The sequence below is a fragment of the Arthrobacter sp. 05N429 genome, assembly GCF_056397045.1.
Genome location: NZ_JBFTMQ010000009.1, coordinates 83843 through 105094 on the forward strand (window position 1 = coordinate 83843; position 21252 = coordinate 105094).

18 protein-coding genes and 1 pseudogene are annotated in these 21252 nt (G+C 66.0%); 15 read left to right on the forward strand and 4 right to left on the reverse strand.

Going from position 1 to position 21252, the window contains the following annotated elements; translation table 11 throughout:
- Positions 1–258 precede the first annotated feature (258 nt).
- Positions 259–834, forward strand: coding sequence for a helix-turn-helix domain-containing protein (locus tag AC1DF4_RS14955; protein ID WP_066433908.1), 576 nt, complete (start codon positions 259–261; stop codon positions 832–834).
- Positions 835–996: 162 nt separating this feature from the next.
- Here the strand turns inward: AC1DF4_RS14955 and AC1DF4_RS14960 are convergent, their stop codons facing one another.
- Complete coding sequence (locus tag AC1DF4_RS14960) at positions 997–1821, reverse strand: DUF559 domain-containing protein (protein ID WP_476913609.1); 825 nt, start codon at positions 1819–1821, stop codon at positions 997–999.
- A 406-nt stretch (positions 1822–2227) separates the two neighbouring features.
- Between AC1DF4_RS14960 and speB the strand changes: the two genes are divergently transcribed.
- The 10 genes from speB (at position 2228) to AC1DF4_RS15010 (ending at position 15963) form a co-directional block, all read left to right on the forward strand.
- Complete coding sequence (speB, locus tag AC1DF4_RS14965) at positions 2228–3316, forward strand: agmatinase (protein ID WP_476913610.1); 1089 nt, start codon at positions 2228–2230, stop codon at positions 3314–3316.
- Positions 3313–4977, forward strand: a complete 1665-nt coding sequence (locus AC1DF4_RS14970; RefSeq protein ID WP_476913611.1) for a thiamine pyrophosphate-binding protein — start codon at positions 3313–3315, stop codon at positions 4975–4977. The genes speB and AC1DF4_RS14970 overlap by 4 nt, the downstream gene beginning before the upstream one ends.
- A 188-nt stretch (positions 4978–5165) precedes the next feature.
- Positions 5166–5645, forward strand: a complete 480-nt coding sequence (locus AC1DF4_RS14975) for a MarR family winged helix-turn-helix transcriptional regulator (RefSeq protein ID WP_476913612.1) — start codon at positions 5166–5168, stop codon at positions 5643–5645.
- 10 nt (positions 5646–5655) lie between these two features.
- Entirely contained in the window at positions 5656–7371 is a 1716-nt protein-coding gene (locus tag AC1DF4_RS14980) for an MFS transporter (RefSeq protein WP_476913613.1), read from the forward strand.
- Between the two features lie 257 nt (positions 7372–7628).
- A complete protein-coding gene (locus AC1DF4_RS14985) occupies positions 7629–9362 on the forward strand; it encodes an ABC transporter ATP-binding protein (protein WP_476913614.1) in 1734 nt (577 codons plus the stop codon).
- A gap of 176 nt (positions 9363–9538) precedes the next feature.
- Positions 9539–11470 (forward strand): ABC transporter ATP-binding protein, encoded by a 1932-nt coding sequence (locus AC1DF4_RS14990; protein ID WP_476913640.1) that lies wholly within the window; start codon positions 9539–9541, stop codon positions 11468–11470.
- 74 nt (positions 11471–11544) lie between these two features.
- Positions 11545–11973 (forward strand): acyl-CoA thioesterase, encoded by a 429-nt coding sequence (locus AC1DF4_RS14995; RefSeq protein WP_476913641.1) that lies wholly within the window; start codon positions 11545–11547, stop codon positions 11971–11973.
- A 121-nt stretch (positions 11974–12094) separates the two neighbouring features.
- A complete protein-coding gene (locus tag AC1DF4_RS15000) occupies positions 12095–12373 on the forward strand; it encodes a hypothetical protein (protein WP_476913615.1) in 279 nt (92 codons plus the stop codon).
- Positions 12374–12476: 103 nt separating this feature from the next.
- A complete protein-coding gene (locus tag AC1DF4_RS15005; RefSeq protein WP_476913616.1) occupies positions 12477–14708 on the forward strand; it encodes an McrB family protein in 2232 nt (743 codons plus the stop codon).
- On the forward strand, positions 14695–15963 hold the full coding sequence (locus tag AC1DF4_RS15010; RefSeq protein ID WP_476913642.1) for a 5-methylcytosine restriction system specificity protein McrC: 1269 nt from the start codon (positions 14695–14697) through the stop codon (positions 15961–15963). The genes AC1DF4_RS15005 and AC1DF4_RS15010 overlap by 14 nt, the downstream gene beginning before the upstream one ends.
- A gap of 20 nt (positions 15964–15983) precedes the next feature.
- Here the strand turns inward: AC1DF4_RS15010 and AC1DF4_RS15015 are convergent, their stop codons facing one another.
- Positions 15984–16277, reverse strand: a complete 294-nt coding sequence (locus AC1DF4_RS15015) for a hypothetical protein (RefSeq protein WP_476913617.1) — start codon at positions 16275–16277, stop codon at positions 15984–15986.
- A 121-nt stretch (positions 16278–16398) separates the two neighbouring features.
- On the opposite strand from AC1DF4_RS15015, the gene AC1DF4_RS15020 reads away from it, so the two are divergent.
- Positions 16399–17025 carry a TetR/AcrR family transcriptional regulator gene (locus AC1DF4_RS15020; RefSeq protein WP_476913618.1) on the forward strand — a complete coding sequence of 209 codons (627 nt, stop codon included), beginning with the start codon at positions 16399–16401 and terminating at the stop codon, positions 17023–17025.
- Here AC1DF4_RS15020 and AC1DF4_RS15025 read toward each other — a convergent pair.
- Both AC1DF4_RS15025 and AC1DF4_RS15030 read right to left on the reverse strand, forming a co-directional pair.
- On the reverse strand, positions 17022–17543 hold the full coding sequence (locus AC1DF4_RS15025; RefSeq protein WP_476913619.1) for a very short patch repair endonuclease: 522 nt from the start codon (positions 17541–17543) through the stop codon (positions 17022–17024). The genes AC1DF4_RS15020 and AC1DF4_RS15025 overlap by 4 nt on opposite strands.
- 124 nt (positions 17544–17667) lie before the next feature.
- Positions 17668–18102 (reverse strand): pyridoxamine 5'-phosphate oxidase family protein, encoded by a 435-nt coding sequence (locus AC1DF4_RS15030; RefSeq protein ID WP_476913620.1) that lies wholly within the window; start codon positions 18100–18102, stop codon positions 17668–17670.
- 240 nt (positions 18103–18342) lie between these two features.
- Between AC1DF4_RS15030 and AC1DF4_RS15035 the strand changes: the two genes are divergently transcribed.
- The 3 genes and pseudogenes from AC1DF4_RS15035 (at position 18343) to AC1DF4_RS15045 (ending at position 21204) form a co-directional block, all read left to right on the forward strand.
- Positions 18343–18936, forward strand: coding sequence for a DUF6318 family protein (locus tag AC1DF4_RS15035; protein ID WP_476913621.1), 594 nt, complete (start codon positions 18343–18345; stop codon positions 18934–18936).
- A gap of 446 nt (positions 18937–19382) precedes the next feature.
- The gene (locus tag AC1DF4_RS15040) at positions 19383–19883 is read left to right on the forward strand and encodes a PKD domain-containing protein (protein ID WP_476913622.1); all 501 of its coding nucleotides are present in this window, start codon (positions 19383–19385) and stop codon (positions 19881–19883) included.
- A 266-nt stretch (positions 19884–20149) separates the two neighbouring features.
- Positions 20150–21204 (forward strand): annotated as a pseudogene (locus AC1DF4_RS15045) (2,3-butanediol dehydrogenase).
- The last annotated feature ends 48 nt before the right edge of the window (positions 21205–21252 follow it).

Genomic DNA, 21252 nt, shown 5'->3' on the forward strand with positions numbered 1-21252 from the left:
GGCGCCGGGGATCAGGTGCTTCTTGACGGGTACGGTGACGGACTGCCAGCGGAAATGTCCCTTGGGTAAGGTACTCCACCGTGTCTATGCGGCAGCAATTGCCTTATAGGCAACACTTGTTGCCAAACAGTATGTTGTGACCCGGGTAACAGTCAAGACGCATTACGCGTCGCGGGTGGGTCCGGCGTCCACCGGACGCCGTCCCGCTAGTATTGCTCCAACGATGGGGCCGAGCGGCCGGCCGTGAAAGGTTCCTAAATGAAGGCTCTACCAGTAGAACCGAGCAACGTTCCCGTTGCCATCGGTTCCCGGATCCGCGCCGCCCGGCAGTCGCAGCGGCTCACCATCGAGCAGGTCGCCGACGCCACCGGCCTGACCAAGGGATTCCTCAGCCGGGTCGAGCGAGACCTCACCTCTCCGTCGGTGGCGTCCCTCGTGACGCTGTGCCAAGTGCTTTCCATTTCGATCGGCGACCTTTTTGCCGCTCCAGAAACGCATCTCACCAAAAAGAACGAAGGCCCGCGGATCTCGCTCGGCGGCGAGGGGATCGTTGAGCGGCTCCTGACCGCGCGCTCAGAGCGCCGTGTACAGATCATCCAGGCCGTGATCGAGCCTCGCGGCCGCGGCGAATCGGAACTCTACGCGGTGGACTGCGATGTCGATGTGCTCCACGTTGTCCGGGGCAGCATCCGGCTGATTCTCACCAATGAGGAATTCGAACTGCATACGGGGGACACCGTGACCTTCCCGGGCCGTGAGCCGCACACGTGGGTGAACCCGACGGACGACGCCGTCGAGGTCCTCTGGGTGCTGGTCCCCGCCGCGAGCCGCTAGGGTCTGCGCCCGGGTTGGGGTTTTGCTGCGTTCCTGCCCGGTTACTCCCTCCCGGGGTGCTTCCCGGAGGTGCTATGCCCCGGAATTCTGCGGGTTCTCCGGCGTGGGTGCCGGAGTAACTGGGCAGGAACGTCAGGGGCGGGTCGGGCCAGCGCAGGCACCTCAGCGCGCGGGCTGTGAACGCCGGCCCAGCACTGCCCGGATCTCGGCCAGGACGCGCTCCGGTTCGAACCAGATGTGCTCCGGCATATACCGGAGGACGGCATAGCCGCCCAATGTGGAGGCGTTGTTTCGGCCCAGGTCCCGGCGCAGGGACTCGCGGCTGGAATGGAATGCGAAGCCATCCACCTCGACAATCAGGTAGCCCTCGATCAGGAAGTCGACCCGGCCGATCCCAGGCAGGTAGACCTGGGCGTCGTAGCCGATTCCGTTGGCTCGGAACAGGTGCTGGGCATCGACTTCCACGATGGACTCGGCGCGCAGATCCAGCTGGTGCAGCGCTTTCAGAGCCTGGCCGGACCGGTCGGCCGTGAGCTGGGCCTTCAACAGTTCCAACGGGACGCCATGCAGGCGCATTGCCGAAGTCGCGATGGCTGTTGATGCCGGGGGAGCGAGGCAGGTGATTGCGTGCAGCACGACGTCCTCGACCGCGGCCAGTGGCAGCGTGGGATGACCGTCGAACCTGACCGTCCGGTGCCGGACGAAGCCGTGTCCGCGGCCGTGGTTGCACGCGAGGTGGTGCTGGGCGGGGGTGTCCCGCAGCCAGAGCCCGTAGTGTCCTGCCGCGCTCGCACAGCTGACCCGGGCGTTGTTCCGGACCGCTGCCTCGAACTCGGGTTGGCACTTCGGAAGGACAAAGACGCCACGCCGTGGCTGGCGTGCGACAGCGGCCAGTCGGGAAATTTCTGTCCGGGAGTAGCCGGCGGCCAGGAGTTGCCCGGTCCGGGCGACGCCGCCCACCTGCGCTAAGTAGTCCAGGGGTTCCATCCAGCCAGTACAGGGGTAGGCGCACGCAGGCGGAAGGCGGCAATCGGGCTATCTGGAAAACCCGCCGCCGGCTTCGTGCCTCAGGACACCAAGCCCGCGGATCCGGCCGCGCTCCTGCCCGGTTACTCCCGGCAGGACCGGCCCCAGACATACGCAGTCCCCGGTTTTCCGTGCAATCGCGCGGCGCAGGCGGGTTGCGAGCGTAGGTAACTGGGCAGGAGCGTCAACACCGCCCAGCTCAGTCCATCGCCGCCTGCCCGCCAGTCGCTCGCCGTCGCCCCCCGCCCATCTCCGCCCGCCACCACCAGCCAGAGCGCACGAGTAAACATTTGATGCACAAGAGGCAACTTCGAGTGTATGATGGCTGTCACACCCGTCGGTCAATCCTCGAAGGAGAGGCTTTCTTTTGGAAGAGCTGCGCATCGAGGCCAATGGCAACCTTGGCCCCATCGATTCATCCCGCATTCCGCGCTACGCGGGAGCCGCCACCTATGCGCGCCTGCCGCGGCTGGACCAGGTCGCCAAGGCGGACGTCACCGTTGTTGGCGTGCCCTTCGACTCGGGGGTCTCCTACCGCCCCGGCGCCCGCTTCGGGTCCAACCACATCCGCGAGGCCAGCCGCCTGCTGCGCCCGTACAACCCGGCCTGGGACGTCAGCCCCTTCGAAAACATCCAGGTGGCCGACGCCGGCGACATGGCCGTCAATCCCTTCAACATCAATGAAGCGATCGAGACCATCCAGCAGAACGCCCTGGACCTGACCGCCTCCGGCAGCAAGCTGGTGACCCTCGGCGGGGACCACACCATCGCGCTGCCGCTGCTGCGTGCCGCCGCCGAACGGGCCGGAGAGCCCGTCGCCATGCTGCACTTCGACGCGCACCTGGACACCTGGGACACCTACTTCGGCGCGGAATACACCCACGGCACGCCCTTCCGCCGGGCCGTCGAGGAAGGCATCCTGGACACCGAGGCCATCAGCCACATCGGCACCCGCGGCCCGCTCTACGGCAAGAAGGACCTCGACGACGACCACCGCTTCGGCTTCGGCATCGTCACCTCCGCCGACGTCTACTACCAGGGTGTGCTGGAAACTGTCGCCAAGGTCCGCGACCGGATCGGCAACCGCCCGCTCTACATCTCGGTGGACATCGACGTGCTCGATCCCGCCCACGCGCCCGGCACCGGAACCCCGGAAGCCGGCGGCATCACCAGCCGCGAGCTGCTGGAGATCATCCGCGGCTTCCGCGGCATGAACCTGGTCGGGGCCGACGTCGTCGAGGTGGCCCCCGCGTACGACCACGCGGACATCACCGGCGTCGCCGCCAGCCACGTGGCCTACGAGCTCGTCACCCTGATGGCGGACCGCGCGGTTGAAGGCAACCGCTTCGGCACGGCGAACGGCTACGCCGCCCAGGCCCTCGGCCAGGAATCCCGCCGCCCGGCCGGCTTCGCGACACCGGCGTCCCAGCGCGTCGAGAGCGGGGTCTCCCAGTGACCGGCGTGCGCAACGGCGGCGACCTCGTCGTCGAGACCCTCGAGGCGCTCGGCGCCAAAACCGTCTTCGGCATCCCGGGCCAGCACGCCCTGGGCCTCTTCGACGCCATGGGCCGCGGCAACCTGCACTTCGTCTCCTCCCGGGTGGAAAACAACTCGGCCTTCGCCGCCGACGGCTACTCCCGCGCCACCGGCGAGGTCGGCGTCCTCTTCCTCTCCACCGGCCCGGGTGCGCTGACGTCCCTGGCCGGGCTGCAGGAGGCCTACGCCACCGGCGTTCCCATGGTGGTCGTGGCGAGCCAGATCCCGCTGGAAGGACTCGGCGCCCGCCGCAAGGGCATGCTGCACCAGCTCGATGACCAGAAGGCCTCGGCCGCGAACGTCACCAAGAGCCAGCGGCTGATCCAGCACGCCTCGGGCATCCCCTCCGCCATCCAGGACGCCTGGACCGAAGCGATCTCCTCGCCGCAGGGCCCCGTGTGGCTGGAAATCCCGCAGAACGTCCTGCTGGATCCCATCATGGTTCCCCCGGTGGAGGACGCCCTCGCCGAAGCGGCCGACAATCCGCCCCGCGTGGAACTCGTCCGCGAGGCCGTGAAATGGCTGTCGACGGCGGAACGTCCGGCCATCATCGCCGGCGGCGGCACCCGCCGCGGCCGGGCCGAGGAATCCCTGCTCTCCATTGCGGAGAAGCTCCGGGCTCCGGTCATCTGCACCCCCGGCGGCAACGGGGCATTCCCATGGAACCACGAGCTCTCGCTGCAGTCCTGGATCGAGGACCAGCACATGACGGAGCTCCTCGAGGACGCCGACGTGCTGATCGTGATCGGCTCCTCCCTGGGCGAGGTCACCTCCAACTACTTCACCTTCGAGCCGCGCGGCCGGATCATCCAGATCGACGCAGAACCCCGCGTGCTGGAATCCAACCGACCCGGCCTGGGCATCCGGGCCGACGCCGGCCAGGCGCTCGCCGCGCTCGACGCCGCCCTGACGGAGCCGCACGGGGAGCGTGCGGACTGGCACGGTACCTCGCCGGAGACGCTGGTCAAGGAAACCCTGGCCAAGGTCAAGGCCCGGCTGGAATCCCAGGACCTCGGCAAGGAACTGAAGTTCATGGCTGACATCCGGGAGGCCGTTCCCGCCGCCATGCAGACGTTCTGGGACATGACCATCTCCGCCTATTGGGCCTGGAGCTGCTGGGACGCCCGCGAAGGCCAGTTCCACTCCGCCCAGGGCGCCGGCGGACTCGGCTTCGGCTTCCCGGCGGCGATCGGCGGCGCCGTCGGCCTGGAAACCACCGGCAAGCCCGGCGGCTCGGCCCGCGTGCTCGCCGTCTCGGGCGACGGATCGGCGATGTACTCCATCTCCGAACTGGCCACGGCCAAGCAGCACAATGTTCCGGTCACCTGGCTGATTGTCGACGACGGGGGCTACGGCATCCTGCGCGAATACATGGTGGGCGCCTTCGGCAAGGCTACCGCCACGGAGCTCGCCCGCCCCGATTTCGTCAAGCTGGCCGAGGCCTTCGGGGTCCCTGCCGTCCGGGTTGCCCCCGAGGACGTCGGGGACGCGCTCAAGGCCGGTTTCGCCGCCGACGGACCGAACGTCGTCGTCGTCGAAACCCTGCTCCAGATGTTCGCCCCCACCCACCTGGAGGCCTGAGCCCCCACGCTCAACTCCCACTGGAAAAACGCTCAGCGCGGACCGGCAGCAATGCTGCCGGTCCGCGCCGGCGTTTAAGCCGGCGGCACCCCCGAAAACAGGGTTAGTTTCCCAAAGTAACTAATTTCCTGATATATTTGTTGCCTAAGGCAAGCAAAGCCAGCAAAGGCAAAAAATAGGGAGCCGTGATGGCAGTCGCGCCGGACACCGCAGCCAAACTCGTCCACCAGATTTTCGATCTGCAACGCGCCGTCCGCTGCGTAGCCGCCGTGAAGCTTCGCGGCGAAGACACAGGTGTGGCCCTCCAAGGCGTACTGCGTTTCGTGGGGGAGGGGGAAGCCCGGGCCACCACGCTCGCGGACCGGCTCGGAGTCAGTGCCCCCGTCCTCAGCCGGCACATTGCCGAACTGGAGGAACAGGGCTATGTGGTCCGCCGGCCCGACCCCCTGGACGGACGGGCGCAGCTGATCGCGCTCTCCGCGTCTGGAGTCGAGAAGCTCCGTTTCATCGAGGAGCAGCGCGCCGCCACACTCCTTGGCTTCCTGCAGGACTGGAGCGAGAAGGACGTCGCAGAGACAACGAACACCCTCCAGAAACTTGCTGAGTCCCTCAGGACATCAGCCCGGGCAACGACGGCCGGATCCACCACCACGACCGAAATTGTTTGAGGAGCGCCCCATGGCAGCAAGCACAGAACAGCCCCCCGCACCGCCGGCGGTGATGACCCACCGCCAGATCATGGAAGCCCTGACCGGCCTGCTGGCCGCGTTCTTCACCGCGATCATCAGCAGCACGATCGTGGCGAACGCCCTGCCCACGATCATGTCCGAGCTCCACGGGACCCAGACTGACTTCGCGTGGGTCATCACCGCGGCCCTGCTGGCCAACGCCGCGACCACCCCAATCTGGGGCAAGCTGGCCGACCTCTTCAACAAGAAGTTCCTGGTCCAGCTCAGCATCGTGATCTTCGTGGCCGGTTCCGTCATGGCGGGCCTGTCGGAGACCATCCCGCTGCTGCTGACCGCCCGCGTCATCCAGGGCATCGCCATGGGCGGGCTCACCGCGCTGGCCATGGCCATCATCGGCTCCATCATCCCGCCCCGCGACCGCGGCAAGTACTCCGGCTACATGGGCGCCGTCATGGCCGTGGGCACGGCCGGGGGACCGCTTCTCGGCGGTTTCATCGTGGACAGCCCGCTGGGCTGGCGCTGGACCTTCTTCGTCTGCGTCCCGCTCGCCGTGATCGCCCTGATCCTGCTGCAGGTCACCCTGAAGCTGCCGCACGTCAGGCGGCCCGCGAAAATTGACTGGCTCGGCTCCATCCTGCTGACCTCCGGCGTGAGCCTGCTGCTGATCTGGGTGTCGTTCGCCGGCAACCCGGACTACTACGACTGGTGGTCCTGGCAGAGCGTGGCCATGGTGGGCGGCGGCGTCGTCCTGCTGGCACTGCTGGTCCTGGTGGAGTCCAAGGTGCCGCAGCCCATCATTCCGCTGAAGATCATTTCGCAGCGCACCACGGCTCTCGCCATCCTGGCCTCGATCGCCGTCGGCGTCGGGATGTTCGGTTCGTCCACCTTCCTCGGACAGTACTTCCAGGTGGCACGCGGCGCGTCGCCCACCGAAGCGGGGCTCCTGACCCTGCCCATGATCGCCGGCAACCTGATCGGTTCCGTGGTTTCCGGGCAGCTGATCAGCCGGACCGGAAAATGGAAGCGGTACCTGATCGCGGGAGCCATCCTGCTGATCAGTGGCCTCGGACTGACCGGAACCATCGATCACACCACTGAACTCTGGCAGACCGGCGTCTACACCGCGATCCTCGGCCTCGGCCTGGGCCTGCTGATGCAGAACCTCGTCCTGGCCGTGCAGAACACTGTGCGGGCCAGCGACATCGGAACCGCCAGCGCCTCGGTAGCGTTCTTCCGGTCGGTCGGTGGCGCCATCGGCGTCTCCGTCCTGGGCGCCGTCATGGCGAACCGGGTCAAGGAACTCGCCACGGAGGGACTCACCGCCGCGGGGATTCCCGTCAGCGGCGGCGCCGGCGCCAGCATGGACCTCAAGGACATGCCGCAGCCCGTCCGCGAAATCATGCGGGCCGCCTACGGCGACGCGACCGCCCAGATCTTCATGATTTCCGCGATCATCGGCCTGGTCGCCCTGGTGGCGATCCTCTTCATCAAGGAACAGCCGCTGCGGCGCACCGTGGACATCGTCAGCCCTTCAGCAAAGGGCGACGGCGGCCCGGCCCCGTCCGCCGCGACTGCGGTTGAGTCGGCGGCCCCCGCCTCGGCGGCATCCGCCAGCCCCGTGGCCGGGACCGGAATCGTCGACCTCGACCGGGAATTCGTTGACGTGCTCAGCCGGCAGCGCGAAAGCCAGCGCCTGAGCGACTGAGCGGGCTGCACGCTGGCGGCACCGCGGCCGGCCCGGACAGGGGCGGCCGCGGGCTTCACGGGAATCCGCGGAGCGAAAAGTACGCCGTTTGGATGATTTTCCGTCGCCGATGTTCCCCGCGGGACGGTCGTTTCGTAGAGTTGGATGGCTATGGCTGTCGGCCCCCTCTGCTAGTAATAGGAGCATCCGGTGGATGTTCCCTCGCCAGAACCTTCTCCAGCCTCATTTATTCGGTATTTCCTTAAGGACTCGTGGGCATGCTCGTCACTCTCATACGGCGCTATTCGAAGCCGTATCTGCCATACATCTGGGCAGTCATTTTCTTCCAGCTCGCCTCTACCATCGCGGCGCTGTACCTTCCCAGCCTGAACGCCCAGATCATTGACGAGGGAGTCTCCCGGGGCGACACGGACTACATCTGGCGCACCGGCGGCGTGATGCTCGGCGTCGCGCTGATCCAGGTCGCCACCGCGATCGCCGGGGTGTACTTCGGGTCCAAGGCCGCCATGGCGTTCGGCCGCGACCTGCGCCGCGGCGTGTTCCGGAAGGTCACGAGTTTTTCCGCGAAGGACGTCAACGTTTTCGGCGCCCCGACGCTGATCACGCGCGGCACCAATGACGTCCAGCAGGTGCAGATGCTGATGCTGATGGGCCTGAACTTCATGGTGGCCACACCCATCATGTGCATCGGCGGCATTTTCATGGCCCTCCGCGAGGACCTCAACCTGTCCTGGCTGGTCTGGGTCTCCGTGCCGGTGCTCATCGTGGTGGTGGGCTACCTCGTAGTCCGTCTGATGCCGCTCTTCCGGTCCATGCAGGTCAAGATCGACCGCCTCAACGGCATCCTCCGCGAGCAGATCATCGGCATCCGCGTCGTCCGTGCCTTCGTCCGCGAACCCCACGAAGCCGAGCGGTTCGGCGCGGCCAACAAGGAACTGACCGACGTTTCGCTGAAAATCGGTGCGCTCTTCGTGCTGATGTTCCCGGCCATCGGCATGATCCTGCACATCTCCACCGCCGCCGTGCTGTGGTTCGGCGGGCAGCGGGTCGACGCGGGCGAAATGCAGGTCGGCGCGCTTACGGCCTTCCTGCAGTACCTGCTGCAGATCCTGATGGCGGTCATGATGGGTACCTTTATGGCCATGATGATTCCGCGCGCCTCGGTCTGCGCGGACCGCATCGGCGAGGTGCTCGACGTCGAACCCTCCATTCACGAGGCACTCACCCCCGTGGCACCGGCCGCAAAGGCCGGCCGCGTCGAATTCCGGAATGTGTCGTTCGCCTACCCCGGCGCCGAAGCGCCGGTGCTGAGCGACATCAGCTTCACCGCCGAGCCCGGCCAGACCGTGGCGATCATCGGCTCCACCGGCGCCGGCAAGTCCAGCCTGCTGGCCCTGCTGCCCCGTCTCTACGACGCCGCCTCGGGGGAGGTGCTGCTCGACGGCGTCCCCGTCACCCAGCTGGACCGGGCGGAAATCACCCAGCGCGTCGCCATGGTGCCGCAACGGCCCTACCTGTTCTCGGGGACCATCGAACACAACCTGCGCTTCGGCAAGCCCGAGGCCACGGACGGGGAACTTTGGGACGCGCTGACCGTAGCCCAGGCCGCGGACTTTGTGCGCGAGAAGAAGAACGGACTGGGCTCACGGATTGCCCAGGGCGGCACCAACGTCTCGGGCGGCCAGCGCCAGCGGCTCTGCATTGCCCGCGCCCTCGTCACCGAGCCCAAGGTCTTCCTGTTTGACGACTCCTTCTCCGCACTCGACGTCGCCACAGATGCCAGGCTCCGCCGGGCGCTCAAGGCGAAAACCGCCGATGCCACCGTGATCATCGTCGGCCAGCGCGTCTCCACCATCGCCGACGCCGACCAGATCCTGGTTCTCGACAACGGACGGATCGTGGACCGCGGCACGCACGAAGAACTGCTGGAGAGCTCCAGTACCTATCAGGAAATTGTCGAATCCCAGCTGACCGCGGAGGCAGTGGCATGAGCACCAAAGAGAACGTCTCGCCAAACTCCAGGAAGTCGGAGTCCTCAGGGCAGGCCTCCCCGGCAGCCGACGAGCCGGCCGCCGAATCCCAGCTCTCCGACCCGCAGGTCCCCGGCGCGGAGCCGGACGACGATTTCTACGAAGAGGAATACCGGCCCGGCGAGGCCGACGGCGGCATGTTCGGCGACATTCCGGCCAAGAAGGCCCAGCACTTCTGGCCCTCCGCGAAGCGGCTGATGGGCCTGCTGAAGCCGGAGCGGGCCGGCATCATCGCCGTGCTTGCGATGGTGACGGTCGCCGTGGTCCTCAACGTCGTGGCGCCGCGGATCCTCGGCCAGGCGATGGACGTGATCTTCGGCGGCGTCGTCGGCAAGCAGCTGCCGGCCGGCGGCACCAAGGAGCAGTTCGTCGAGGGCCTGCGCGCCCAGGGGCAGGACAACTTCGCGGACATGCTCTCCAAGATGGACGTCGTCCCCGGCGTCGGCATCGATTTCCAGGAGCTAGCATTCCTGATCAGCGTGGTCCTGGTGATGTACTTCGTCGCCAACATCTTCCTCTGGCTGCAGGGCTACGTCCTGAACATCCTGGTCATGCGGGTTGTCCGCAAGCTGCGCGACGACACCGAGAAGAAGCTCAACAGGCTCCCGCTGAACTATTTCGACACGCGCCAGCGCGGCGACATCCTTTCCCGTGTCACGAACGACGTGGACAACATCCAGCAGGCGCTGCAGCAGGCCTTCGCGCAGCTGGTGAACTCGGCGCTGACGGTCATCGGCATCGTCATCATGATGTTCATCGTGTCGTGGCAGCTGGCGCTGATTGCCTTGGTCGCGCTGCCGCTCTCCGCTGTCGCCGCCGGCATCATCGGTTCCCGCAGCCAGAAGCTCTTCGCCGCCCAGTGGAAGAACACCGGCGAGCTCAACGGCCAGATCGAGGAGTCCTTCTCCGGCCACGACCTGGTCCGGGTCTTCGGCCGCGACGCCGACATGCTGGAACGCTTCGACGAGCGGAACGAGGCCCTCTACAAGGCAAGCTTCGGGGCGCAGTTCGTCTCCGGCATGATCATGCCGGTCATGCAGTTCGTGTCCTACCTCAGCTACGTCGGCATCGCCGTCGTCGGCGGTCTCCGCGTCGCTTCCGGCGGGATGAGCCTGGGCGACGCCACCGCGTTCATCCAGTACTCGCGCGAGTTCACCCAGCCGCTGGGCCAGATGGCGGGCATGGCCAACATGCTCCAGTCCGGCGTCGCCTCCGCGGAGCGGGTCTTCGAATTCCTCGACGCCGACGAGCAGGACGCCGAGACCGCCACCGAGAAGCTCCCGGCCAAGACCGACGGCCACGTCGAGTTCCGCAACGTCACCTTCAGCTACACCCCGGACAAACAGCTGATCGAGGACCTGTCCTTCACGGCCGAGCCCGGGCACACCGTCGCGATCGTCGGACCCACCGGTGCCGGCAAGACCACCCTGGTGAATCTCGTGATGCGCTTCTACGAGCTCCAGGACGGCAGCATCACCCTCGACGGTGTCGACATCACCCATCTGAGCCGCGCGGAACTGCGCGCCAAGGTGGGCATGGTGCTGCAGGATGCCTGGCTGTTTGGCGGGTCCATCTACGACAACATCCGCTATGGCAAGCTGGACGCCACCGAGGAACAGGTGATGGAAGCGGCGAAGGCTACCTTCGTGGACCGCTTCGTCCGCGCCCTGCCGGACGGCTACAACACGGTCATCGACGAGGAAGGCAACAACGTCAGCGCCGGCGAGAAGCAGCTGATCACCATTGCCCGGGCCTTCGTGGCCAACCCTTCGCTCCTGATCCTGGACGAGGCCACCAGCTCGGTGGACACCCGCACCGAAGTGCTGGTCCAGAAGGCGATGGCCGCCCTGCGCACCGACCGCACCAGCTTCGTGATCGCCCACCGTCTCTCCACCATCCGCGACGCCGACACCATCCTGGTGATGGAGGCCGGCCGGATCGTGGAGCAGGGGGCCCACGCCCAGTTGCTGGACCTCAAGGGCGCCTACTACCGCCTCTACATGTCCCAGTTCGCCGGTGAGGACGCCGACCAGGTGCTCAAGGACGACGCGACAGCGGTGCACAGCTGAGCACCGCCGGCCGTGCGGCAGAGTCCACAGAGCCAGCGTCCGCTCATGCCCGGCGCATCGAGGTGCAGATCCCGATGCGCTGGGGCGACATGGACGCCTACGGCCACATCAACAACGTCCAGATCGTCCGGATCCTCGAGGAGGCCCGCATCGCGGCTTTCGGGCCGCCCCGGGGCTCCGGGCTGCCGGGCATTGAGCCTCCGGTACCTCTCTTCAACGAGGTCCCGGAGGGGACGCTTGCGTTGATCGTGGAGCACAAGATCCGCTACGTGCGGACGCTCGAGTACCGCAATGTGCCGGCCCTGGTCCAGCTGTGGATCGGTGCGGTGAAGGGTGCCAGCTTCGACATCCACTACCTCGTCCAGGATCCCGTCACCCGCGAGGACTGCGTCCGGGCCACGAGCCATCTGGCGTTCGTGGACGAGGCCACCGGAAGGGTGCTCAGGCTGACGCCCGAGCAGAAGGGGAAGCTCGCCCGGTTCACGCCGGTTCACTCCGGGTGAGCGAAGCCTCCTCCCAAGGTGCCAAGCAGAACCGGTCCCATGGCCTCTACCTCGCTCTACGGATCGTCCCTAGAATGAACAATCCGAGGGCAGTCAGCCCCGAAGCCAAGGAGCGCGGATCATGGCGAACAAACGAGCACAGATGATGGCGAGCAAGCGCAAGAACTACGCCCGGAAGAAGGCGTGGAAAGACCTCTCGCCGGCGGCGAAGTTCGGAACCATTACCACGGCCGCCGTCCAACTCTCGCTGCTTGTCGCGGCCCAGACGGACATCACGCGACGCCCGGCGGATCAGATCCGCGGCAGCAAGGCGATGTGGCGGGTCGCCACGCTGATCAACTTCGTCGGGCCGGGCAGCTACTTCACCTTTGGCGTCAAGCGGCATCCCGCCGTCAAATAGCGACGGCTGAATGGGAGGCCGCGCGCTCTTCCGCACCTACTTCCCAGTAGGTTCCGGGCGTACCGTGATGCGGGCTGTCAGCTTAAGCCTGTAAATTGAAAGCATGACCCCATCCAAAAAGCCTGCCATGCACCGCGCCCTCGGCATCTCCAAGGAGATCGAAGACGCGGCGTGGTTTGTCTTGGGGCCAGGACTGCATGGCAAACCGTCCGCCTTGGACGGACGCACCAAAACGTGGTCGGTGCAGGCCGCCGCGGAGCTGCTGAACCGCCTCGAACGCGGGGTCCCGGATCCCAAAGCTCCCATGATGACCAACCTGCGGCAGAACCTCCAGGACGCGTCCCGGGGCGCCAAGCAGCTGGCCGTGGAGCTGCTGTTCCTGCAGTCCCTGCCGCTGGCCCACGAGGTGAAATCCCTCAAGGTCAAACGCGCACGGGTGGCGGAGGCCGCGTCCTGGCTGGAGCCGCCGCTGGAACTGCCGGACGAGCTGTTCGCCGGCATGACCGATCACGGCGTCATCCGGGACCGCACCGCGGAGTTCAACTGGACCATCTGGGACCACCTGAAATGGCTCTGCCGGTTCGTGCAGCACGTCGCCCAGCGTCCGGCGGGCGCCGTCGCGGCGGCCGTGAAGGATCCGCTGGCCTTCCACCAGCTGGTGGCCGGCACCCCCGATGACCAGCCGGCCATCCGCCGCAGCATCGAATTCCTGGTCTGGCCCAGCTACTTCGAGCCTGTGGTGGCCGACGTCGAGCGCCAGGAGATCCGCGACGCCTTTGCCTCCCTGGTGGGCGGGGCGAAGGGCGACACGGACGAGGAAATCTCCGCGGACATCCACCGCATCCGGCTGCACCTCGACGAACAGGCCGGCCAACGGATCGACTGGTACTCCCGGCAACTGGTGAGCCAGTGGCGGAAGGTGGGCGACCCCGGCCGGCGTGCCTGGCTGCTGCGCACCCACCACGACAACGCCGAACTGCTCGGCGCCTGGCAGACCGAGGAATCGGTAACGCTCGACGTCGAGCACCTCCGCCTGCTGGACCCCGGCGTCACCGCCGGGCTGGTCCAGCACGCCGTGGACGAGGACTACAAGCACCTCGGCTACGTGGAGCGGGAGGACACCAAGACCGCTGTTTTCGCCTTCCTGACCGTGATGAAGCCCGGCGACCTGACCCTCTACCAGAGCGCCGGCACCGTCCGGGTGGGGGTGGTTCTCGGTGAACCTGAGCACCACGACGACAACCGCCGGCTGCGCCGCAAGGTGCGCTGGTTCGACGAAACCCACAATATGACCGAATTGCCCCGCCACGTGCAGCGGCAGCTGGCCACCTCCGGCATCATCGTGGACATCACCCGTGTCATCCAGGCCCTTGAAGCGCTGCTGCCCGCCGAAGCGGAAGCCGAGCCCGGCGACGGCACCGAGCCGGCCGCCGTCGTCGAACCTGCCTGTGAGGGGTTCCGCCCGCTGACGCCGGAGTTCGCCGCGTCGCTGCACATGGACCTGGAGCCCCTGCAGGAAATCGCCGAACTGCTGGAGGAGAACCGGCAGCTGGTGCTGTACGGCCCGCCCGGCACGGGCAAGACCTACCTGGCCAAGCACCTGGCCGCCCAGCTCGCCGGCGACACCACCGACGAACGCGTCAAGCTGGTGCAGTTCCACCCCTCGTACGCCTATGAGGACTTCTTCGAGGGCTTCCGCCCGGACAAGACCGAAGAGGGCCAGGTGTCCTTCAAACTCGTGGCCGGGCCGCTGCGCCGGATCGCCGAAGAGGCGGCCAAGCCCGGGAACGAGAGCAAGCCGTACTTCCTGATTATCGATGAGATGAACCGGGCGAACCTTGCGAAGGTGTTCGGCGAGCTGTACTTCCTGCTCGAATACCGCGACGACCGGATCTACCTGCAGTACAGCCCCAACGAGCCGTTCACACTGCCGGACAACCTCTACATCATCGGCACCATGAACACCGCGGACCGGTCCATCGCGATGATGGATGCCGCCATCCGCCGCCGCTTCTCCTTCATTGAGCTGCACCCCAAGACCGAGCCGGTGAAGGGCTCGCTGCTGCGGTTCCTGCAGGCCCGCGACCTGGACACGACGCCGGCCCTGCTGATGGACGCGCTCAACGACGCCATCGATGAGTGGGACCGGGACCTCATGATCGGCCCGTCCTACTTCATGAAGAAGTCCGCCCAGACGCCCAAGGGCCTGCGCCGGATCTGGAAGTACGAGCTGATGCCGCTGCTGGAGGAGCACTACCACGGCCAGCTGAACCGGGCCCAGCTGGAGGAGCGGTTCGGGCTGGACCCGCTGCTTGACCGCCTTGCGCGCGCCTAGCCGGCCGAAGCCCGCCAGCCACGGCGCGCCGGGTTCCCAGCCTGCGCGTCGGATCGTCCTGGACGAGCTCTCCGGCGGCGTCGTCGACCGGCTGGACCCGGACAGCGCGGCCTTCCTGAACGGCAGCGGCCTGGCCAAAGCCTCGCCGATGGGCATGGGGCTGTACCGGATCGAGCCCGTGGGCAAAGTCGGTTCGGTGCGGACGCCGACGGTGCAGCTCGAAGTGCGGCCCAAGGAACGGCTCGGCCTGGACCGGCTCCTGTTCCTGCTCGGCTACGCCGGGGACCAGGGCTTCCGGGAGGATTCCGTCGCCGCGGTCGAGGAAGCGGATCTGTGGAGTGCACTCGCGGAGTCGCTCGCTCAGCTCTCGGACCGTGCGCTGAGCCGCGGGGTGCTGCAGGGCTACCTCAACGTCGACGAATCGCTGCGGACGGTCAAGGGCCGGATCCGCATTTCGGACCAGATTTCGCGCCGGCCCGGGATGCTCGTGCCGCTTGAGGTGTCCTACGACGAGTTCACCGAGGACATCGCGGAGAACCGCATCCTGCGGGCGGCGCTGGAACGGATGTCCCAGGTCCCGGGTGTGCGGCCCGAGGTGCTGAGCCGGCTCCGCCAGCTCAAGGGCAAGCTCGCCGCCGTGACCCGGCTGCAGTCCGGCGCTCCCTTGCCGGCATGGCGGGCCAGCCGGATGAACACCCGGTACCAGGCTGCGCTGCGGCTCGCCGAGGTGATCCTGCGCCACGCCTCGGCGGAGGCCGGCGACGGCACGCAACAGTCGGCGTCGTTTGTGGTGGACATGTCCGTGGTCTTCGAGGACTTCGTGGGGACCGCGCTCCGCGAGGCCATGGCCGCATATCCGGGGGAGATGCGCCTACGCTACAACGCCCTGCTCAACGAGGCCGTGCGCGATTCAGACCGGATCGTGGTGCAGCCCGGCGCCGTCCACTTCCTGGGAGGCCGGCCGGTGATGGTCTACGACGCCAAGTACCAGGCCGCGGCCGACGCCGGGGCGTCCCTGTCGGGGGACCACTACCGGATGCTGGCGTACTGCACGTCCCTGCGCGTGCCGACAGCCTGGCTGGTGTATCCGGGCGCGGGCGAGATCAAGCTGCGCAGGATCCTCAACACCGACATCGACGTGGTGGAATTCCCGCTCGACCTGTCGAGGCCACCGGCGGAAATTCTGGCCTCCGTGGCGGACCTGGCACAGCAGTCCTGGGGCGAAGTGGTGCGTCAGGCGACCATCAGCCGCTGACGTACTCCTTGGAGTCGCCGCTAGCTGGCTTCCTGGTCCACGGAAACAGACAGGAGGTGGCTCAAGAGGGCCTTTTCCGGCTGGCCGGGGTTGTTGGCGACATGCCGGCGAAGTTTTTCGCGTACCTGAGCCTCTTCGGGCTTGGTGTCGGAGAGAATCGCATCAATGATCGCGGATACCTGCCGACGCAGGGGTTCGAGATCCGGATCGACTTCGGGGGACCGCCGGTACTCCTGCGGCCGAAAGCCAGGGGATGACTTCGACGGCCACGTGGCAGTCCTGGGCGACGTGGTGGACCTCAGCAAGTGCGGCATCTGGCGCTCTCCCGTGGAGTAGTAGTACGAGTAAGTGCGGACCCGATAGGGTCCTTGTCCCCAGATTCGGATATTACCCGAGGCAGAACAGTCTGTCTCGGATAGACGCAAAGTGATTCTTATGCCGCTCTCAGCTAATGCCGGACTATCAGGACCGCGGCCGCGTGGCGCGGCCGACTGCGGGTCTGTTGCGCCCGGGGTCCGGGAAAGGATTCTCGCGGTCGCCTACGAACTGTTCTCCGCCCGCGGTGTCCGCGGCGTCGGCGTAAATGAACTGATCAGCCGCTCGGGTGTGGCGAAGGCGAGCTTCTACCGGCACTTTGCGTCCAAGGACGAACTGGTGCTCGCCTTCCTGGCGCGAAGGGACCAGCAGTGGACTGTGGACAAGATTGTCGCCGAAGCGCTGCGGAGGGGAGCCAACCCTGAGGAGCAGCTGCTGGCGGTCTTTGACGTGTTCGCCGACTGGTTTGCGCGCGAGGACTTCGAAGCGTGTTCGTTCGTCAACATCCTGCTTGAGATGGGACCAGGGCACCCGCTGGGCAAGGCCAGCATCGACTACCTCGCGAAGATCCGCGGCCACGTGCAGCAGCTTGCCGAGGAAGCGGGGCTGAGGGATCCGGAAGAGTTTTCCCGGTCCTGCCACATCCTGATGAAGGGCTCGATCGTTTCAGCGGCCGAGGGGGACCTCGCCGCGGCCGGCCGCGCCCGGCAAATGGCCGGTTGGCTGATCGACCACCACCGGGTCTAGTTTTCTGGGGCGGAGGCAGACGCGGGAGGGGCTGGGGCGGGTGGTGCTGGGGCGGGTGGTTCAGGTGCGGGGCGTGCTGCGGCGGGGCGGGAGTTGCTGGCCAGCAGGAACTCGTCCAACTGCTTTTCCAGCGCGGAAAGATCCTTGAGCCCGCACTCCCAGACGGTGAGGACTTCCCAACCCAGGCTCGCGAGCTGATCGCGCTGCAGGGCGTCGCGGTTCCGCGTTCGAGTACGTTTGGTTTCCCAAAACTCGGCGTTGGCCTTGGGCGCGTGTTGCCCCACCCGGCAGTCATGGAAGTGCCAGAAGCAGCCGTTGACGAAGATGACTTTGTGGCGGCCGGCGAAGACCAGGTCCGGGTTGCCAGGGAGGCGTCCGCCACGAGTGGTGCCGTGGAGCCGGTAGCGGTAGCCCTTGGCGTGCAGCAGCTTCCGGACCAGCAGTTCAGGCTTGGTGTTCTTCCCGCGGATACGGGACATATTCCAGCTGCGCCGCTCGGGTGTCAGCTTGTCCGCCATGAATTAAGTCTAGGCGGCGGCCGGTCGGGCGGCAGGCCGGAGGGGGCCCCGCGGGATTAGGTCGTTTAGCGGTCGACGGTGGTGGCCAAGTCGAGCAGGCAACGTTGCCGCCGTCGTACCTCTGTTAGATCTCCCGCTCCGGATGCTCGCCGAACTGGAAATGGCGCCCGCTGACCGTGGTGGGCTCGATCTCGACGTAGAAGTCCTTCAGGGTGGGCACCCACGGCTTGAGCCCCAGGGCCTCTGCCGCTGCGATGTCGGCGGACTGGTCCAGCACCCGGGCGGTGCCGCGAAGGACAACCGACCAGGCCTCATCGGCGAGTATGCCGTCCGTTTCGAACAGCACCTTGGCATTGATCGTCAGTTCAGCGAGTTTGTTGCCGGGGGCCGTCCGGAGGTAGAGCTTCCGGCCGCTGACGGCGTAGTTCACCGGGAAAATATCGGGTTCGCCGCCCACGACGACCACGAGCCTGCCGTGTTTCGTGCCTTCAATCAGCTTCCAGCACTGGTCGTCATCGAGTACGAGGATGGGATTTTCGTCTGCATGTTCGAACATCATGGGTTCATTGTTCTGGGCCATGTAGAAAAGCGCCAGAGGCCTGCGCCGGGAAATCGGTGGGAGCCGAGGTCAATCAAGCGCCTGTGGATAACTTTGATGTCCCAAATGTGATGTCGGTTACCCTTAAGGCATTGTTTGGCTTCAGGCGTCTTGATTTTCTATCGGGGGGAATAGCTGACCATGACATCTCGCACTTCAACCTTCGGCCGCCGGAGACGCATTTGCGCCGTTTTGGTTGCGATGACCCTGCTGCCAATCACAGCGTGCACTGGCGGAGGAACAACTCCTGGTGCAACAGCCGCGCCCGCGACTTCGAGCTTGGCTGGGACGCCGACTCCCACGGCTTCCCCCACCCCGACGGCCAGCTACAAACCGGCGGACGCCTCCGGCAGGGCACAGAACGTGCCAGTTCCGGTGCTGCCGGAAGCTGCGAAGGCGGAGACGAAGGAAGGGCTCGAGGCGTTCGCGCGGTACTGGTTTGCGCAGTTGAACTTCGCCTACGAAACAGGGAATGCGTCAGGATTGGAATCTGTAACAGCTCCCTCCTGCGAGTTCTGTGCCAAGATAACCAGCTCCTTGGCCGAGAACTACACGAACGATCGATGGCTGGCTGGAGGGCGCATTGAAACTCCATCGATCAGCACGACTTTTGAATCTGACGCGGACGGCCAATATCAGGTCGTCGTGCAGGTGCAGCAAGGGACAATTACATACATTGCGTCGGGGGGAACTGAATTTCGCGAACGCACGCAGCCATCCGACACCGGAAACGTCATGCTCGTGACGTACAAGACCGGTGAGTGGCAGCTTTCCAGTCTTCACCCAATTCGATGAGCCAATCGAGTTCGCCCCGTTGGCGTCGCGTCGTGGGCTCAATCGGCATTGCCTGCATTCTAGTCGGAACGCTATTTATCTCTAGCCCGGCGATCGCGGAGGGTGATGGAATTGACGCTGGTTTTGGCAATCAGGGCGTTGACGTCGGTGGCTGGAGACTGGACCCTGCGACCGGGAAATTTGTGGCGCTTCAACCGGGAGCCATGCATGCCGACCCCAACCAATACAAGTACGAACTGCAGTGCCACCTGGGCGGCGGCGACTTTGACACGGAGTGCCTTGCCGTCCTCGTGGATTGTAAGAATGGCCCCGACGGAAAAGAAGGAATTCCTGTCGTCTGGCTGAAAGCGCCGGCGGGAGTGCCGAATCCAACATGGACCTTTCACTCGGGACCCACGTGTCTTTTCGACCCGCGACCGGAGGATTTGCTTCCCAGAATTGCCGCCATGATCCAAACGGAGTTCCAGCGGCTGCCAGTCACCGCAGGATCTGTCACGGCCCAGCCGAGCCCGCACACGCTCAGGGGCGCTGAGACTAACTTCTTCGCAGACGCGGCGGAACAACAATTCGACGTCACCATCCTGGCCCAGAAAGTCCATGTTGTCGCCAAACCCGTCCAGTACACCTGGAGTTACGGCGACGGTACCTCGCTTGGGCCGCAGACTGCCGCCGGCGGCCCCCTCCCGCAGGAGCGCTGGGGCGAAAAGACCGCCACCAGCCACGTCTATACCCAGACCGGCGACTTCCCAGTGGTGCTGACGACGCACTTCCAGGGGACCTACTCGGTCAACGGCGGCCCGCCCTTGCCCGTCCCCGGCCAAGGGCAATTCAGCTCGCCTCCGCAGACCGTGAGCGTCTGGCGCTCCATCACCCGGAACTACGCTGACGACTGCCTCCGCAACCCGCAAGGCCAAGGCTGCCCCGGCGTCGCACCTCCTGCTCCCTAGCGTCCAACAGTCGGCACCCCAAGAAAACAGCAGGTGCCAGAGATCGCGTCTAGGCCCCGCAGTTCCCGGTCGACGCGTTCCGTCCGGGCACTCACCAGCTGGCAGCGTGGATCGAGGTCCCAGTAAGCGATTCGAAAAGCAGTGACAAGCCCAGCTTCGGGAACCACACTGAGGATGGCGGCCACTTTCTCTGACAATCCAACGACCTGCCGTGGATGCGCCCGGACCGGGTGCATCCGCGGCCCGCACTGCGAAGGAAAAACATCATGAAAGCAGCACGATTCCACGCCCGTGAAGACCTCCGGATTGAAGATGTTCCGGTGCCGGAGCTGCGCCCGGGGGCGGTGAAAATCGCCGTCGCCTGGTGCGGAATTTGCGGTACCGACCTCCACGAATTCCTCGAAGGCCCCATCTTCACACCGCCGCCCGGAAGTCCCCACGTGCTTTCCCATGAAGCCGCCCCGGTAACCATGGGACACGAATTTTCCGGCACGGTCGAGGAACTGGGCGAGGGAGTGACCGGGCTCGCCGTCGGGGATAGCGTGGTGGTGGAGCCCTACATTGTCTGCAACGAATGCGGCCCGTGCCTCAGCGGTCACTACAACCTCTGTACCAAGCTGGGCTTCATCGGCCTGTCAGGCGGGGGCGGGGGCCTGAGCGAGACGATCGTCGTCGACACCCGGTGGGTCCACGCCGTCGGCGACATCCCACTGGACGAAGCCGCCCTCATCGAACCCCTCGCGGTGGCCTATCACGCCGTCGGACGCAGCGATGTCAAAGCGGGCGACGTCGCCGTCGTCGGCGGGCAGGCCCCATCGGGCTCCTGACCGCAGCGGTCCTCAAGGGCCTCGGCGTGACCACAATCGTCACCGAGCTGTCGGCAGCCCGGAAGGACAAGGCGGTCTCCTCGGGAGTCGCGGATCATGTCCTGGATCCCAGCTCCGACGACGTCAAGGCGCGGGTGTTGGAACTGACCGAAGGAGCGGGGGCCGATGCAGCCTTTGAATGTGCCGGCGTGAATGCAGTGCTGGACACCATGCTCGACGTCGTGAAGCCGGCCGGCGTCGTCGTCAACGTGTCGATCTGGGGACATCCGGCCACCGTCGACATGCAAAAAGTGGTCCTGAAGGAAATCGACCTGCGCGGCACCATCGCCTACTGCGGCGATCACGCGGCGGCAATCAAGCTCGTCCAGGACGGGAAGGTCGACCTGAAACCCTTCATTACGGGGAGAATCGCCCTGGATGATCTGGTGGACAAGGGCTTCGACACGCTGATCAACCACAACGACACAGCGGTGAAGATTATCGTCCATCCGTAGTGATCCGGGTCGCACATGGAATAGTTGCAGGCGCCGTGCAGTTGCCGC

Bases quoted from the DNA above. Each gene is read 5' to 3' on its own strand.
- AC1DF4_RS15005 (WP_476913616.1), top strand. From the start codon at position 12,477: ATGACCCCATCCAAAAAGCCTGCCATGCACCGCGCCCTCGGCATCTCC.
- AC1DF4_RS14975 (WP_476913612.1), top strand. From the start codon at position 5,166: ATGGCAGTCGCGCCGGACACCGCAGCCAAACTCGTCCACCAGATTTTC.
- AC1DF4_RS15025 (WP_476913619.1), bottom strand. From the start codon at position 17,543: ATGGCGGACAAGCTGACACCCGAGCGGCGCAGCTGGAATATGTCCCGT.
- AC1DF4_RS14955 (WP_066433908.1), top strand. From the start codon at position 259: ATGAAGGCTCTACCAGTAGAACCGAGCAACGTTCCCGTTGCCATCGGT.
- AC1DF4_RS14995 (WP_476913641.1), top strand. From the start codon at position 11,545: ATGCGCTGGGGCGACATGGACGCCTACGGCCACATCAACAACGTCCAG.
- AC1DF4_RS15040 (WP_476913622.1), top strand. From the start codon at position 19,383: ATGATCCAAACGGAGTTCCAGCGGCTGCCAGTCACCGCAGGATCTGTC.
- AC1DF4_RS14980 (WP_476913613.1), top strand. From the start codon at position 5,656: ATGGCAGCAAGCACAGAACAGCCCCCCGCACCGCCGGCGGTGATGACC.
- AC1DF4_RS14985 (WP_476913614.1), top strand. From the start codon at position 7,629: ATGCTCGTCACTCTCATACGGCGCTATTCGAAGCCGTATCTGCCATAC.
- AC1DF4_RS15015 (WP_476913617.1), bottom strand. From the start codon at position 16,277: ATGCCGCACTTGCTGAGGTCCACCACGTCGCCCAGGACTGCCACGTGG.
- AC1DF4_RS15000 (WP_476913615.1), top strand. From the start codon at position 12,095: ATGGCGAACAAACGAGCACAGATGATGGCGAGCAAGCGCAAGAACTAC.
- AC1DF4_RS15030 (WP_476913620.1), bottom strand. From the start codon at position 18,102: ATGATGTTCGAACATGCAGACGAAAATCCCATCCTCGTACTCGATGAC.
- AC1DF4_RS14990 (WP_476913640.1), top strand. From the start codon at position 9,539: ATGTTCGGCGACATTCCGGCCAAGAAGGCCCAGCACTTCTGGCCCTCC.
- AC1DF4_RS15020 (WP_476913618.1), top strand. From the start codon at position 16,399: ATGCCGCTCTCAGCTAATGCCGGACTATCAGGACCGCGGCCGCGTGGC.
- AC1DF4_RS14960 (WP_476913609.1), bottom strand. From the start codon at position 1,821: ATGGAACCCCTGGACTACTTAGCGCAGGTGGGCGGCGTCGCCCGGACC.
- AC1DF4_RS15035 (WP_476913621.1), top strand. From the start codon at position 18,343: ATGACCCTGCTGCCAATCACAGCGTGCACTGGCGGAGGAACAACTCCT.